This is a genomic window from Ruegeria sp. AD5 (assembly GCF_056542345.1).
The window spans coordinates 1,349,249-1,364,347 of sequence record NZ_JBQFZR010000001.1 but is presented as its reverse complement, the minus strand read 5'-3'; the positions used below and the strand labels follow the sequence as shown (position 1 = coordinate 1,364,347).

Genomic DNA, 15,099 nt, shown 5'->3' with positions numbered 1-15,099 from the left:
TGCCCTCGTATTGTTTTCGTGCTGCGATGGGCAAACACACTTAGGTTTTGGCCGAACCCGAAACCTCATCTGTAGGGCATCGTGACCAACACATTTCAAACTATCGCAAAGTTTGCGCTAAATCGAAGGGTGCAGGATTTCCCCGACAGCGCGCTCGAAGCAGCGGCACTGATGCTGCTGGACACGATGGGGATCACCATCGGGTCCGGACCGATGCAGGCCGGTCAGATCGCGCGTGACAGCGCAGTGGCGCTTTACGGTGCGGGCGATCCGGGCCTCAGCGCACGGATGCTGTTCGATGGCCGCAAGGTTAGCGTTGCCGGCGCGGCTTATGCCGCTGCGACTCAGACCGATAATCTGGATGGCCATGACGGCTATAACCCCACCAAGGGCCATATCGGTGTTGCCGTTGTGCCGGTTCTGGCGGCTTTGGCGGAAACGGTCGCGGATTTTTCCGGCCCCGAGGCGTTGGCGACCGTAACTATTGGATACGAAATCGCCGGGCGCGCCGGGATTTCGTTGCATGACACGGTCAGCGACTACCACACTTCCGGCGCATGGAACGCGTTGGGAGTTGTGGCCGTTGCCGCCCGTCTGCGCGGGCTGAGCGCGGAACAGATGCGGCAGGCCATGGGCATCGCCGAATATCACGGACCGCGCAGTCAAATGATGCGCGAGATTGCCAACCCCACCATGCTGCATGACGGCTCGGGCTGGGGCGCGCTGGTGGGTGTATCCTCGGCAGTGCTGGCCGAGAAGGGATTTACCGGCGCGCCGGCGATCACAATAGAGGCGGATGAGGTCGCGCATCACTGGCGGGATCTGGGCAGCTTCTGGCAGATGGAACATCAATATGTGAAGCCCTATCCGATCTGTCGTTGGGCCCATGCGGCGATTGACGCCACTAGGGCGCTGATGCGTGAATATGGCCTGTCTCATCAGGACATTGCCGCGATTCAGGTGAACACTTTCCACGAAAGTGCCTGCCTGTTTCAGGGTATGCCGGATGACACTTCGAAGGCGCAGTATTCGCTGCCCTTCGCTGTGGCGACGATGGTCGCGCACGGCCGTATCGGGGTCGAGCATATCACCGGCGCGGGCCTCTCCGATCCGCTGGTCGCGGCGATTGTCGACCGTATCTCGGTGGCCGAGACCGCGCGCCATTCCGACCGCTTTCCTCAAAGCCGCGTTGCTGATGTCGTCATGACCTTGACGGATGGGCGGGAACTGGCGTCGGGCGACGTCCACGCGCGCGGCGGGCCCGAGGCACCCATGGACCGTGACGAAGTGATTGCCAAGTTCATGGAGTTCGCCACTCCACCGCTGGGGGTCAGCCGTGCCGCCGCCATACGCGACGCGGTTCTGGGGTTGCAGTCGCCGGACGCCAAATTCTCGGATCTCGGCGCGCTGATTTATGACGCCGCTGACAACCGCTGAAATCAGGACAACAAAAATGCCGCTAAGGCTGCTGAAATACGGGCTATCCGCCGATTACCCTGTCACCGGAGACATTCCGGCCACGCCAGAGCTTAAATCCAGTTACGATGTGGTCATCGTAGGTGGTGGCGGCCACGGACTGGCCTGTGCCCACTACCTATCAAAGTATCACGGCATCACCAATGTGGCTGTGCTGGAAAAGGGTTATCTGGCGGGCGGCAACACCGCGCGGAACACCACTACCATCCGCTCGAACTACATCACCAAAGAGGGCATCGCGTTCTACAAGGAAGGTGTGCAGCTTTACGGGGAGATGAGCGAAGAGCTGGATTTCAACGTCATGTTCAGCCAGCGCGGTCAACTGACGCTGGCCCATACCGAGGCGACGCTACGCTTGTTCCATCTGCGGGCCGAGATGGGTAAACACGCGGGCACCCGGATCGAGGTCGTTGATGCACAGACGGTCAAGGACCTGTCCCCGCATCTGAATATGGATGAGGGCGGGCCGCTGGAAATCATCGGCGGTTTGTGGCACGCCGATGGAGGCACTGCGCGGCATGATGCGGTGGCCTGGGGCTATGCAGCGCAAGCCGGTAGGCGCGGGGTGGAAATTCATCAACGTACCGAGGTTGAAGGGTTCGACGCTGCCGGCGGCAAGATCACAAAAGTGCGCACCAATCGCGGTGATATCAGTGCCGGGCAGGTGATGATTGCTGTCGGGGGCATGAACTACGATATGGCGATGAAAGCCGGGGTAGAATTGCCGATCCGTTGCTATCCGTTGCAGGCGATGGTCACGCAGCCGCTGAAACCGTGGCTGCACACGCTGGTCAGCTCGGTCAGCCTGCACACCTATCTGGTGCAGTCTTCGCGAGGCGAGATCGTGATCGGCGGTGGCTCGGACCCTTATCAGCTGTATTCCACCCGCTCGACACTGGACATGAAAGAACATCTGGCCGAAGGCGCGGTACATTTGTTCCCGTTCCTGCACGGGGTGCGTCTGCTGCGACAATGGGCCGGGATTACCGACATGACGCCCGATTACTCACCCATCATGGGTGCCAGCCCATTGTCCAACCTATGGCTAGATTGCGGTTGGGGCACTTGGGGGTTCAAAGCCACTCCGGTGGCGGGCAAGTACATGGCGCAGTCCATCGCCAACCAGAAGGTCGCGCCGATACTCGAACCCTTCACAATGGAGCGTTTCGCCACCTTTGATCTGCTCAATGAAATGGGCGCAACTGCCGCGAGCCACTGACATGAAGATCCTGATCTGCCCGATGAACGGGCCCCGCAATATTAATGAATTCCAGAGCTTCGGCCCTCTGCGCGCCAACCCCGACCCGGATGCAACCAGCGATCAGGACTGGGCACGTCACCTGTTCCGCGCCGACAATTCACGCGGAACGCTGGTGGAATGGTGGCGGCACGTGCCCTCGAACTATTTCTTTCTGGCCGAGCGCAACGCCACCACGAACGAGGTGATCCGCACTTTTGACCCCTCAGAGCTGGAGCAAAGGTGATGGCCCGACTTCCCGCACCCTGGGGCAACAGGATCAATCGAGATGCGCCGGTATCGTTCAGCTTTGAAGGGCAGGCGTTTCAGGGATACGAAGGTGATGTGATCGCCTCGACTTTGGCCGGGCAGGGAAAGTGGATGCTGTCGCGCTCGTTCAAATACCACCGACCGCGCGGTGCGATGTCGATGGCGGGCACCGAGGCCGATACGCTGGTGCAACTGCCCTCGGACCCGAACGTGCAGGCCGACCGGCATCCGATTTCGGCAGGGCTGCAAGTTACGGCGCAGAACGTCAACGGATCACTGGCGCGAGACCGCGACGCATTCATGGACAAGCTGGGGCGATTCATGCCAGTGGGGTTCTATTATCGCACCTTCATGGGCCCGACGCGCAATAGCTGGCTGAAACTGTGGGAGCCGCTGATCCGCAAGAAGGCTGGGCTGGGCGTTCTGGATATCAACGCACCGCATGAAGACTACGAAAAGGCCAACCTGTTTTGTGATCTGCTGGTCGTCGGCGCGGGGCTGGCCGGGTTGACCGCCGCCATCGAAGCCGCCGAAGCCGGGGCTGACGTCATTCTGGCCGAGCAGGAGCCGGTCTTGGGCGGCGCGCTGACCTATGGCCGCGATGCCGACAGGCTGTCCGACCTGCTGGCGAAGGTGCAAAGCCTGCCGAACCTCCGCATCATGACCGGTACAGTGGTGAACGGCTGGTTCGAGGACAACTGGCTGCCGCTGATCCGGGGCAACAAGCTGTTCAAGACGCGCGCGCGCGAGGTCCTGCTGGCCACCGGCTGCATCGAACAGCCCGCGATCTTCCGAAACAATGACCTGCCGGGCATCTTGCTGGGCACTGGCGCGCAACGGCTTATGCGGCACTATGGTGTGAAACCGGGCAAGCGCGCGGTGGTACTGGCCGCCAATCTCGACGGTTATCGGGTGGCGCAGGATCTGTTGGACGCAGGCGTAGAACTGGCGGCGGTGGTTGATCCGCGCCCCGGCGGCAGCGGCGGCGAGCTTGGCCGGCAACTGTCAACAAGGGGAACGCGTGTCATTCACGGCACCGTGGGCGAGGCGCGTGGCAAGACCCATGTCGCCGGTGTAAAGGTCGGCGGCGACTGGCTGGATTGCGATCTGTTGGTGATTTCGGTCGGCTATGCGCCAATGTGGCAACTGCCCTGTCATGCTGGCGCGAAACTTGGGTACAATGAAACGGCGACGCGGTTTTCCCTGTCTCTGCCAGATGCTCCGCTGGGCATTGTCGGGGGTGTTGCCGGGGTCTTTGCGCCTGATGCGGTGGTGGCCGATGCGCAACGCGCGGCACAGACGGCGTTGACTCGTCTGGGGCTGCCAACCCGCGACATCGCGCAGGTCGAAGATGTCGAGGCTTCGTTGACGAATTTCGAACCGGCAATCGCCGGGCATCCCAAGGGCAAGGATTTTGTCGACCGGGACGAGGATATTCAGATCAAGGACCTGCAAAACGCGGTTAAGGAAGGCTATCGCGAGTTGGAGCTGATCAAGCGCTTTACCACAGTTGGTATGGGGCCGTCACAAGGGCGGCACTCGGCGCTGGCCACCGCCCGGGTGGTGGCCAAGGCGACCGACCGCACCATCGGGGAGATCGGCGTGACTACGGCCCGTCCGCCCTTTGGCCCCGAAACGCTGGGCGTGCTGTCCGGTCATCATCACCCGGCAGACAGGCGCACAGCGCTGCATCACGAACATATCCGGTTGGGGGCGGACATGCGCCCGGTCGGAGCGTGGTGGCGGCCTTATTTCTACGGCCCGAAACAAGACGCCAAGCGCCTCATCGAAGAAGAGGTGCATGCGGTGCGCAATGGGGTCGGCGTGCTGGATGTTTCAACTCTGGGCGGGCTCGAGGTGCGTGGCCCGGATGCGGGCGAATTCCTCAACCGCATTTACACCATGGCCTACAAAAAGCAGCCTGTGGGCCGCTGCCGGTACTGCCTGATGACAAACGAAATGGGCACGGTGATCGACGATGGCGTGGCGTATCGGCTGGCCGAGGATCTGTTCTATGTCACCGCCACCACCGGGGCCGTGGCGCGGGTTTATTCGGATATGTTGTTCTGGAATGCGCAGTGGCGGTTGGATGTGGATGTGCTGAACGTCACCTCGGCCTTCTCGGGCTTCAACATTACCGGTCCCAAGGCGCGCTCCGTGGTCGAAGCGCTGGACAGCGACATCGATTTCTCGCGCGATGGATTTGCCTATCTCGACGGGCGTAGCGGCATGGTGGCCGGGGTGCCGGTGCGCGCCATGCGGATTGGGTTCACCGGCGAGTTGAGCTACGAGCTGCACTGCCCCACCAGCTATGCCCACACCCTGTGGGATGCGGTGATGGCGGCGGGTCACGCGCACGAGTTGCGCCCTTACGGGCTGGAAGCCAGCCGGATTCTGCGGTTGGAGAAAGGCCATATCCTGATTGGTCAGGACACCGACGCGCTGACCTCGCCGGATGAGCTGGGGTTCGAATGGGCGATCTCGAAGACCAAGCCGTTTTTCGTGGGCAAGCGCTCAACCGAGATGCGCCGAAACAAAGGCCTGCCGCGCAAGCTGGTCGGGCTGACATTCGACGGGCCAGATGTACCGGGGGAAAGCTGTCTGGTACTGAGGAATGATGTACCGGTGGGGCATTTGACCTCGGTCCTGTGGTCGCCGACGCTGAACACCCATATCGCGCTGGCATATGTGCATGGCGATGACGCTACGCAAGGATCGCAGGTCACGGTGAAGTGCCGCAATGGCAAGCGTGTCGTAACAACTGTGCGCGGCCACACCTTTTTTGATCCTGAAAACAAACGGCAGGAGGTGTGATGATGCGAACCTATCCGCTTGACCCAAAGGGCGCTGCTGAAGGCACACTACTGGTTTCCGGGCAGATTATCGTGCAGGACCTGACCCATACGCCGCGTTTTGGCCTCAAGGGCCGAGGCACCGTGGCGTTTTTGCAATCGCAGGGCCTGAAGGTGCCAGACGTCAACGAAACCGCCGATGGCCTTCTGCGTCTGGGTCAGGAAGAGGTGGTGGTACTGGATGCGCCTGCCGACCTGTATGCCCGGTGGCAGGTCGCCGCCACGCCAAAGGGCTATTATTCCTGGCGCGAGGAAACCTGGGCCATGATGCACCTGACCGGCCCGCGCCTGTTCGATCTGCTGGCCAAGATTTGCCCGGTCGACCTGTCGCCCGGTGCCTTTCCAGTGGGAAAGATCGCCCAGACCCGCGTGGGCTATGTCGAGGCAATCACATGGCGCAACGACCGCAAAGGTGTGGGGTTCGATGTCCTTTTCGACATCGCCGCCACTGCTTTTTTCGCCAACGCGGTAGCCATTGCAAGCGCCGAGTTCCAACCGGAGGTACCCGCATGAAATCCCCCACCGTGATCTTGCACACCGATAACCCCGACGCTGCACGTGCGGTTCTTGCTGAAGGTCATCCCGATCTGCCGATCCACACCTGCGACAGCTATGAGGCGCTCACGGGTTTGATCGAGGATACAGGAGCTGAGGTTGTCTATTCCGTTCGCTTTGCGGGCACCCCCGGCTTTCCACGCGCAGCACTGGTCGAGAACCCGCAAATCAAATGGGCTTCGGTCGGCGGCTCGGGCACCGATCACCTGAACCCTTGGAACCCTGATGAGGTAACGGTGACAAATGCCGCCGGGGTCGCCGCCGATATGATGGCACAATATGCGCTGGGGGCGATGCTGCATTTCACGCTGGATTTCCCGGGCTTTCGTTCCGCGCAGGTGCGGCGGGACTGGATCGGCGGCAAGGTCGAGTCCATCGACAGCAAGACGGTGCTGATCATCGGCCTTGGCAAAACCGGAGAGGCTGTAGCGGCACGGTCCAAAGCTATGGGGCTGAACACAATCGGTGTACGGGCCCGCCCGAAACCGACTCCCAACGTGGACGAGGTACACGGGATGGAGGCTTTGCCTGATCTCTGGCCACGCGCTGACTTTATCGTCGTTTGCGTACCACTGCTGGACAGCACGCGCGGTCTGGTCGGGGCGGAGGCTTTTGCCGCCATGAAACCGACGACGCTGATAATCGACGTCTCGCGAGGTGGGGTAATTGACGAAGCACCTCTACTGGCCGCGCTGGAACAGAACCGGATCAGAGGCGCGGCGCTGGACGTGTTCGTTACCGAACCGCTGCCTCAGGGGCACAGGTTCTGGGAACTGGACAACGTGATCGTCACACCGCACTGCAGCTCGGTCTATGACGGCTGGGATCTGAAATCGGTCCGCATGTTTTCCGAGAACCTGATGCGCTATCGCAAGGGCGAGGTGCTGAACAACATCGTAAATCCACAACGGGGATACTAGGTCAATGGCACGAGACAGACGCAGCGGCGGGCGACGCGGCAAATCCGGGCGCGCGGCGGCGGGAATCGAACAGCTGCCCTGGCAACAGGTGCGCAACAGCTATCCGCCGTTCGAGCTGTTGAACCCTGAACAGATGGATCAGCTGCATACAACCTCGATGCGCATTCTGTCCGAGGCCGGTATCCGGGTGATGGGCGACAATGTTATGGACATTTTCGAACGCGCGGGGGCCATCGTAGACCGCGACACCAAGACCATCCGTATGGACGAAACCATTGTCGCCGAAGCGTTAAAAACGGTGCCCTCGGAATTCACGCTGACCTCTCGCAACCGCGCGAAACAGATTACGCTGGGCGGCGATCATGTGAATTTTGGTTTGGTTGCCGGGCCGCCGAACGTACATGACTGTATCAATGGCCGCCGTCAGGGTAATTATGATGACTATTGCAACTTCATCCGGTTGGCGCATCATTTCAACGCTATCCATCTGATCGGCAATCAGGTGATGGCCCCGATCGAAATGCCCGCCAACAACCGTCATCTGGACACCTACAACGCCAACCTAAGCTATAGCGACCTGAGCTTTCACTGCACCGCTATCGGGCGCGGGCGGGCGATGGATGGCATCAACATGATGGCGATTTCGCGCGGTCAGAAACCTGAGGACATGCGCGGCGATCCGGGGGTGATCACAATCATTTCGGTGAACTCTCCACGCCTGTTCGACGATGCCATGGGTGACGGCCTGATCGCGATGGCCGAGTATGGTCAACCGGTGACGGTCACGCCGTTCACTCTGATGGGGGCCATGACACCGGTCACGCTGCCTGCCGCGCTGGCGCAACAGAACGCCGAGGCACTGTTCGGTGTGGTGCTGACGCAGTTGGTCAGCCCGGGAGCGCCTGTCATGTATGGCTCGTTCACCTCGAATGTGGACATGAAATCCGGGGCTCCGGCCTTTGGCACACCGGAAAATGCCAAGGCGAATATTGTCGGCGGGCAGCTGGCGCGGCGCTATGGCATTCCGTACCGGACATCGAACGCAAATGCATCCAACGTGGTGGATTTGCAGGCGGCATACGAAACGATGATGGCCACCTGGGGCGCGGTTCTGGGAGGGGCCAATATCGTCTATCATGCCGCCGGCTGGCTTGAGGGCGGGCTGACCGCATCTTATGAGAAATTCGTCATGGATATCGAGATCATCCAGAACATGATGGAATTCCTCAAACCGATGAAATTTAACACGGATGAACTGGGCCTGGACACCATCAAATCGGTGCCCACTGGCGGCCATTTCTTTGGCGTCGATCACACGATGGAACGCTATGAAACCGCGTTCTACAAACCGATGCTGTCCGACTGGCAGAACTATGAAAACTGGGAGGCGGCCGGAGCCAAGGACGCCCTGCAACGCGCCACCGAGGTTTGGCAGCAGGCGCTACGCGAGTATCAGATGCCCGAGATGGACCCCTCCGTGCGTGAGGAGCTGGATGCCTATATCGCCAAACGCAAGGAAGAGATCGGCAGCGGCGAACCCTGATGGAATATCGGGGCAGGGGGGTCGACCGCTGCCCCGGTTCGGTTACAGCAGATCGAACAACCGGCCCGGCAGCGCCTCGTGGCGTGGCAGACCCAGCGCCCGCATCATGCAGAACATCATCGCCTGATTTGAGGTCACCACCGGCTTGTCCAGCGTGTCCTCGATCTGCTCGATGGCCTCGACTGCGCGCATGTCGGTGCAGCTGAGCACGACGGCTTGCGCGTCCGGGTGGTCTGCCTCACAGGCGAGGTCGTAAACCTCGTCCGGGGTCAGCTCTCCTTGTCCGTAATTGCCCAGCTCGCGGCCAACATCGGCGCAACGCACGGTTTCGATGTCGTTTGCGGCCATGAAATCCATCGCCTGCGTGTTGATCTCGCCCAGATAGGGCGAGGAAAAGCCCACTTTCGTCACCCCAAGCGCCTGAATGGCAGCGATCAGCGATCCGGCGGCTGTCAGCGATTGCGCTCCCGATCCGGCCTTGATCTGCTGCGCCAGATCGGCGTCGAAAGACGGTCCATGGGTCAGCGTGGCCGAGGTGCAGCCGTACAGCACCACATCTGGCCGCACGCCCGAAATCATCCGCAGATCGTGGCTGATGTCCGAGGCCCCAAGCCCCGCCATCTGGTCAGAACCGGGGATTTCATCGACATCATAACCACCCATGCGCTGGAAATGCACGGTGGTGTTCGGGCAGCGCATCAAGGCCATATCGGCCTCGAGGTTGGTGTTGGTGAAGGGCACCAGAACGCCGATCTTGGCCCGGGTACGCGTTTCGTGGCTCATGACGTTACCTTTCTCAGAACGGCCAGACAGCGATCCATCAACGGTGTGTTGCAGATCGTGGCGCGCAGGCAGTCGGACAGACCATAGCCGCCCATACCGCGCATCAGCAGTTTCTCGGCCCGTAGCGCGGCGTCGGCCTGTTGCGCCTGCTCGGTCGAGGCAAAGCGGATCAGCACGAAATTGGTGTGGCTGTCCGGCACGATCAGCCCCAGATCGCGGCAGTCCTCCGCGAACCGATCGCGAATGGTTGCCGTTTTCGCGACCACGTCCCGCATATGCGCCTGATCGCGCATCGCCGCCGCTGCCGCAGCCTGCGAGGCAATCGAGATATTATTGGGGTTCAGCAGCTTGCGCAGCTCTCCGGCGATACCCATGGGGAAATGGCCCCACCCGGCGCGCGCCCCGGCAAGCCCGTAAGCCTTGGAGAAGGTGCGGGTGATCACGGTATCCCCCCGATCAGCCAGCGCGAAAATCTCTGCTGGATCGTTGGCTTGGTCGGCGAACTCGGCATAGGCCTGATCGACCACCAGCAGCACGTCGCCGGGTAGCGCGTTGCGCAGGCGCAGGATCTCGGAATTCGGGATCAGGGTGCCGGTGGGATTGCCCGGATTACAGACGAACACGATACGGGTCGCCGGGGTGACGGCGGCCAGAACCGCGTCGACGGATACGGTCAGATCGACCTCGGGCGCGGCCACGTATTCGGCCTGCGCCTGTGCCGTGGCCGAAGTGACAAAGGCATAGCCATATTGCGTGCCCAGCACCTGATCGCCGGGCCCGGCAAAGGCGCGGATCAGGCAGCCGATCAGCTCCATCGAGCCCGCGCCGCACAGCACCCGCGCCGGGTCGAGCCCGTGTACCTCGGCAATGGCCGCGCGCATGTCGGGCCATTCGGGATCGGGGTATAGCGTCAGATCAGCCAGCGCCGCCTGCCCGGCCGCCACGGCGGAAGGACTGGCCGGAAAGGCGCTTTCGTTCTGCGCCAGCGAGATTGTGCCTTCGGCACCCAGATCGGCCAGCGCGTAGGCGGCCATGGCGCCGACATAAGAAACCGGACGGATCATGTGTCACCTCCGTAAGCTTTGGCCCCCTCGGCACTGACCAAACCGCGTTTGAGGTCCAGCGCCAGCGCATTCGAGTTGCGGTCGCCCGGATCGCCGAAACCGCCACCACCGGGAGTGTCGAAGATCAGATAATCGCCGCCTTCGACCCGCAGCTCTCCCTTGCCGGGAATGTCGCTGTCGCCATCACGGAACCGGATGCGCCCCGGCGCGCCGGGCTGACCGCCCATGCGGCCCAGGGCGGGGAATTTCAGCCGCTCGACCGACAGGAACACGATGAAGGGCGCGCCGTTGGCCGATGTCATCTCGATCCGCTGCCCAAGCCCGCCGCGATACTTGCCCGCGCCACCGGAATCCGCGCGCAGCTCGCGTCGCCAGATGGTCACCGGCGCGACGCTTTCGGTGATCTCCACCTGCGAACCGAACACGCCCGAGGGGTAGGCGGTGGCTGACAGACCATCCGCATGCGGCCGTGCGCCGGTGCCGCCATTATGTACCGGTTCCACTGCGAATTCGCGCCCACCATCGCGGGCCACCTCGGGGGCGTGGCGCATGGGCAGGTCGAACATGCAGCTTGCGCCCTCGGCGGGCACTTCATCAGGTAGTGCCTGATGCAGACAGCCCAGCACCAGATCGGGTGTCACCTGACCCAGCGTGTGCCGCATCGCCACCGGCACCGGGCGCTGTGCGTTCAGGATGCAACCTTTGGGGCCGTCCACGGTGAACGGCTCCAGCGATCCGGCATTGTTGGGGATGTCCGAGCCGACGATGCAGCGCAGCGCAAACACGGTATAGGCGGTGGCATAGTTCAGCGGCACGTTGATGCCCTTGCGCGAACAACCCGAGGTGCCGGTGAAATCCACATGCATCCCCGATTTACTGACGGTCAGGGCTGCGTGCAACTCCAGCTCATTCTCATAGCCATCCATTTTCAGGACGTTTTTGTAGATACCTTTGGGCACCTCGGCGATGGCCTCAAGCGTGCCACGGCGCGAAGTGTCGATGATGTAGGACCCCAGCGCATCCAGATCGGTCAGGCCGAACTCTTCCATCATACTGACCAGCCGGTTCACCCCGGCCTCGCAACAGGCAATCAGGGCATAGATGTCGCCCTCGTTGGCGATGGGCTCGCGGCTGTTGGCGCGGATGATGTCCAGCAGCAGCGCGTTGGGGGTACCTTCCTCGACCAGTTTGCAGGGCGGGATCAGCAGCCCCTCGTCATAGATGTCGGACCCTTCGGGCCCCATGCCCAAGCCACCCAGATCGACCAGATGTGAGGTGCATGAGGTGAAGCCCACCACCCTGCCATCCTTGAACGCGGGCATCATCAGCAGAAAGTCGTTCAAATGCCCCGAGGCCAGCCACGGATCGTTGGTCATGTAGATATCGCCCGGTTTCATGGTCTGAACCGGGAAGGCGGCGCGCAGATGCTGCACCGCTTCGGCCATGGTGTTGATATGGCCCGGCGTGCCGGTTACCGCCTGTGCCAGCATCCGGCCGTTGACGTCGAAGATCCCGGCGGAGATATCGCCGCATTCGCGCACGATGGGCGAAAAGGCGGCGCGGATCAGGGTTTGGCCTTGTTCTTCGACCACTGCCAGCAAACGGTTCCACATCACTTGTAGGCGGGCGGGGGAAAGATCGGTCGCCATCATGCGCCTCCTTTCTGGTCCTGAACCAGGACGAGGTTTCCTATGGCGTCCACATGGGCCGAGAAATCAGTCGAGACCAGCGTGGTGGTCTGCGGCTCGTGGATCAGCGCCGGGCCGCGCACATGGTCGCCGGACTTCAGATCGGCCCGCGCCACGAAGGCGGCCTGTTTCAGCGCGCCGTCCACATCGCAGGTGATCGGGCGAGTGTCGGGTGCGGTGAAGGTCGTCAATGCAGGTGTAGCGGGCACTGGTGGCACGGCGCTGTCAAGGGTCGCGACGCGCACCGCCCAGTTGAGAATCTCAATCTGCATCCCCGGCACCGGGCGTGAGAACTGCTTGCGATATTCTTCCTCAAAGGCGGTGGTCAGCGGTGCAATATCGTCTGCCGTCAGATGCCGGTCGGGCAGAGTGATCTCGATCTCGTGACCCTGACCGTTGTAGCGCATGAAGGCGGTGCGCTGTGTTTCGGTCGGGGCATCGCCCGCGCCCTGGGCAACCACGCCTTTGGCTTCGGAAATCATTGCGTCGAACATCGTGTTGATCTCATCCATGTCCATGCTGTCCAACAGCGAATAGCGCGAGCGGACGATTTCGAACGACACGGGTGCGAACAGGAAGCCCACGGCAGACCCCACGCCCGGATTGGGCGGGATTACAATGCGGCTGACCCCGGCGGATCGTGCCACCCGGCTGGCATGCAACGGCCCGTTGCCGCCAAAGGCAATCATCGTGCGCGGTCCAAGATCCTTGCCCGATTCCACCGCGTGCATCCGGCCCGCGCTGGCCATGCTTTCGTCGACGATGCGGCTGACGCCGTCGGCTGAGCCAACGGCATCGAGATCTAGTTTCGACCCGATCACCCGGCTCAGCGACTGTTTGGAGCCTTCGGGGTCCAGCTTGATATGCCCCTCGGCAAATGTGTCGGGCACGATGTAGCCCAGCGTAATGTCGCTGTCTGTCACCGTGGGCTCGGTGCCGCCGCGCATGAAGGCCACGGGTCCGGGTTCAGACCCCGCCGATTTCGGACCCACGGTCAGGCGTCCCAGCCGGTCAACCCCGGCGATGGATCCACCGCCCGCGCCGATCTCGATCATCTCTATCACCGGGATGCGCACTGGCATGCCCGAGCCCTTTATGAACCGCGCGGCGCGGGCGATCTCGAACTGGCGCGAGGTCTGCGGGCGGGCCTTGTCGATCAGGCACAGCTTAGCGGTGGTGCCGCCAACGTCGAAGGACAGCACCTGATCCAGCCCGGTGCGGGCGGCGATGCGGGCGGCCAGAATGGCCCCTCCGGCGGGGCCGGATTCCACCAGCCGGATCGGAAAACGCGCGGCGGTGCGCACGGTGCACATGCCGCCGCCCGCCGTCATCATCAGGATCGGACAGGTCACGCCCTCGGCCTCGAACCGGTCGACGAAACGGGCCAGATAGGTCTGCATCAGCGGCTGGATATAAGCATTGGCGACGGTGGTGCACAGCCGGTCGAACTCGCGCGCCTCGGGGCTGACCTCGGACGAGATCGAGACGGTCAGATCGGGCCGCTTCTCAGCCAGCACATCGCGTAGGCGGCGTTCATGGGCGGGGTTGGCATAAGCGTGCATCAGGCAGATCGCTATGGCCTCTGCGCCGCTCGCGTCGATATCGGCCAGCAGTGCGTCGATGGCCGAGTCTTCGAGCTCGATCAATATCTGACCACCCGCCGACATGCGTTCGCGCACGGTCAGAGCACGCTCGCGCGGCACCAGTAGGTCAGGCTTCTCGAGGTTGATATCGTATTGCGAATAACGCCGCTCATACGCGATTTCCAGGATGTCGCGAAAGCCTTCGGTGGTCACCGTCGCCACCACCGCGCCGCGACGTTCGATCAGCGCATTGGTCGCCAGGGTGGTGCCGTGGATAAAGCCGGTCACCTGATCCTGCGTCCGGCCCGATTGCTGCATTACTCGCGCGGCCCCTTCCATGGCGCCGTCGGCAGGGTTCTGATGGGTGGTCAGGGTCTTGGTGGAGGCCAGGATTGTCTCTTCGCCAGAGACAAGGACCGTATCGGTAAAGGTGCCGCCAATATCGATGGCCAGGCGCAGCGTTTGAGTTGTCATGAGGTCTTCCGAAATTTCTGTAATCGCAGCGTGAAGCAAAAGGCCCGAGGCCCTGCTTTATGCAAGGATCACAAGATCACAGCCGGTTGCGCGGCGGTCCGTAGGATTCGGAATATCAGTCTGTGTCATGGGCGAAATGTGCAGTTTCAAGATAGCCGCAGCAAGCTGGATTGCGACAGAAAGGCCTGCAAGCGACATCTATCGTCGTAGCAGGCCAGAAATCTGCCGAAACGGGCCGTCAGACGGCGAGCGCGCGATCAGGCAAGCCACCAGCGTTCAGGGGCTTTGGCACCAACCATTTCCCAATTCGCGGCGATCTCGCCCTGGGCGACGGTTTTGGCAACACCCATGATATGATTGGCGAACATCGGAACGATCGCACCACCATCATCATGAACCAATGTCTGCGCCTCGGCATACAGCGTGCGGCGTTTGGCGTCGTCCAGCTCTGCACGGGCCTCGACCACGATGGCGTTGAAGCGATCGGCGGCTTCGCCTGTGCGTCAGGCGGTCTCGTTCAATTTGGTGTCGTTGGTATAGGCCGAAGCAAACATCCAGTCCTCGGTCGGGCGGCCCGACCAGTACGAAAATGACCAGGGTTTCTTGTTCCAGACATTCGACTAGTAGCCATCCGAGGGTTGGCGAACCACTTCG

The 15,099-nt window shown here is 61.9% G+C and carries 12 protein-coding genes; 7 read left to right on the top strand and 5 right to left on the bottom strand.

Annotated features, from left to right (window positions below; all coding sequences use genetic code 11):
* The first annotated feature begins 81 nt into the window (after positions 1-81).
* From ACR0JG_RS06675 to ACR0JG_RS06645, 7 genes are read left to right on the top strand one after another with little or no spacing between them, the layout of a single operon-like run.
* Positions 82-1,437 (top strand): MmgE/PrpD family protein, encoded by a 1,356-nt coding sequence (locus ACR0JG_RS06675; RefSeq protein ID WP_170394129.1) that lies wholly within the window; start codon positions 82-84, stop codon positions 1,435-1,437.
* Positions 1,438-1,453: 16 nt separating this feature from the next.
* Positions 1,454-2,695: an FAD-dependent oxidoreductase gene (locus ACR0JG_RS06670; RefSeq protein WP_480568336.1), complete on the top strand. Its 1,242-nt coding sequence runs from the start codon at positions 1,454-1,456 to the stop codon at positions 2,693-2,695.
* Position 2,696: 1 nt separating this feature from the next.
* Positions 2,697-2,960, top strand: coding sequence for a sarcosine oxidase subunit delta (locus ACR0JG_RS06665; protein ID WP_170407402.1), 264 nt, complete (start codon positions 2,697-2,699; stop codon positions 2,958-2,960).
* Positions 2,960-5,797: a 2Fe-2S iron-sulfur cluster-binding protein gene (locus tag ACR0JG_RS06660; protein ID WP_480568333.1), complete on the top strand. Its 2,838-nt coding sequence runs from the start codon at positions 2,960-2,962 to the stop codon at positions 5,795-5,797. Before ACR0JG_RS06665 ends, ACR0JG_RS06660 begins: the two co-directional genes overlap by 1 nt.
* 2 nt (positions 5,798-5,799) lie before the next feature.
* Positions 5,800-6,348: a hypothetical protein gene (locus tag ACR0JG_RS06655; protein WP_480568330.1), complete on the top strand. Its 549-nt coding sequence runs from the start codon at positions 5,800-5,802 to the stop codon at positions 6,346-6,348.
* Positions 6,345-7,310 (top strand): D-2-hydroxyacid dehydrogenase, encoded by a 966-nt coding sequence (locus tag ACR0JG_RS06650; RefSeq protein WP_480568327.1) that lies wholly within the window; start codon positions 6,345-6,347, stop codon positions 7,308-7,310. The genes ACR0JG_RS06655 and ACR0JG_RS06650 overlap by 4 nt, the downstream gene beginning before the upstream one ends.
* 4 nt (positions 7,311-7,314) lie before the next feature.
* Positions 7,315-8,853 (top strand): trimethylamine methyltransferase family protein, encoded by a 1,539-nt coding sequence (locus tag ACR0JG_RS06645; protein ID WP_480568324.1) that lies wholly within the window; start codon positions 7,315-7,317, stop codon positions 8,851-8,853.
* A 42-nt stretch (positions 8,854-8,895) separates the two neighbouring features.
* Here the strand turns inward: ACR0JG_RS06645 and ACR0JG_RS06640 are convergent, their stop codons facing one another.
* The 5 genes from ACR0JG_RS06640 to ACR0JG_RS06620 all read right to left on the bottom strand — a co-directional run bounded on the left by ACR0JG_RS06640 (position 8,896) and on the right by ACR0JG_RS06620 (position 14,912).
* Positions 8,896-9,636, bottom strand: coding sequence for a maleate cis-trans isomerase family protein (locus ACR0JG_RS06640; RefSeq protein ID WP_480568321.1), 741 nt, complete (start codon positions 9,634-9,636; stop codon positions 8,896-8,898).
* Positions 9,633-10,700 carry a pyridoxal phosphate-dependent aminotransferase gene (locus ACR0JG_RS06635; RefSeq protein WP_480568318.1) on the bottom strand — a complete coding sequence of 356 codons (1,068 nt, stop codon included), beginning with the start codon at positions 10,698-10,700 and terminating at the stop codon, positions 9,633-9,635. Before ACR0JG_RS06635 ends, ACR0JG_RS06640 begins: the two co-directional genes overlap by 4 nt.
* Positions 10,697-12,349, bottom strand: coding sequence for a hydantoinase B/oxoprolinase family protein (locus ACR0JG_RS06630; protein ID WP_480568315.1), 1,653 nt, complete (start codon positions 12,347-12,349; stop codon positions 10,697-10,699). The genes ACR0JG_RS06635 and ACR0JG_RS06630 overlap by 4 nt, the downstream gene beginning before the upstream one ends.
* On the bottom strand, positions 12,349-14,445 hold the full coding sequence (locus ACR0JG_RS06625; protein WP_480568312.1) for a hydantoinase/oxoprolinase family protein: 2,097 nt from the start codon (positions 14,443-14,445) through the stop codon (positions 12,349-12,351). The genes ACR0JG_RS06630 and ACR0JG_RS06625 overlap by 1 nt, the downstream gene beginning before the upstream one ends.
* Positions 14,446-14,702: 257 nt before the next feature.
* Complete coding sequence (locus ACR0JG_RS06620) at positions 14,703-14,912, bottom strand: hypothetical protein (protein WP_480568308.1); 210 nt, start codon at positions 14,910-14,912, stop codon at positions 14,703-14,705.
* Between the last annotated feature and the right edge of the window lie 187 nt (positions 14,913-15,099).

What these genes read in the sequence shown, in the direction of transcription:
- ACR0JG_RS06670 (WP_480568336.1), top strand. Translation starts at nt 1,454, where the DNA reads ATGCCGCTAAGGCTGCTGAAATACGGGCTATCCGCCGATTACCCTGTC.
- ACR0JG_RS06665 (WP_170407402.1), top strand. Translation starts at nt 2,697, where the DNA reads ATGAAGATCCTGATCTGCCCGATGAACGGGCCCCGCAATATTAATGAA.
- ACR0JG_RS06660 (WP_480568333.1), top strand. Translation starts at nt 2,960, where the DNA reads ATGGCCCGACTTCCCGCACCCTGGGGCAACAGGATCAATCGAGATGCG.
- ACR0JG_RS06655 (WP_480568330.1), top strand. Translation starts at nt 5,800, where the DNA reads ATGCGAACCTATCCGCTTGACCCAAAGGGCGCTGCTGAAGGCACACTA.
- ACR0JG_RS06650 (WP_480568327.1), top strand. Translation starts at nt 6,345, where the DNA reads ATGAAATCCCCCACCGTGATCTTGCACACCGATAACCCCGACGCTGCA.
- ACR0JG_RS06645 (WP_480568324.1), top strand. Translation starts at nt 7,315, where the DNA reads ATGGCACGAGACAGACGCAGCGGCGGGCGACGCGGCAAATCCGGGCGC.
- ACR0JG_RS06640 (WP_480568321.1), bottom strand. Translation starts at nt 9,636, where the DNA reads ATGAGCCACGAAACGCGTACCCGGGCCAAGATCGGCGTTCTGGTGCCC.
- ACR0JG_RS06635 (WP_480568318.1), bottom strand. Translation starts at nt 10,700, where the DNA reads ATGATCCGTCCGGTTTCTTATGTCGGCGCCATGGCCGCCTACGCGCTG.
- ACR0JG_RS06630 (WP_480568315.1), bottom strand. Translation starts at nt 12,349, where the DNA reads ATGGCGACCGATCTTTCCCCCGCCCGCCTACAAGTGATGTGGAACCGT.
- ACR0JG_RS06625 (WP_480568312.1), bottom strand. Translation starts at nt 14,445, where the DNA reads ATGACAACTCAAACGCTGCGCCTGGCCATCGATATTGGCGGCACCTTT.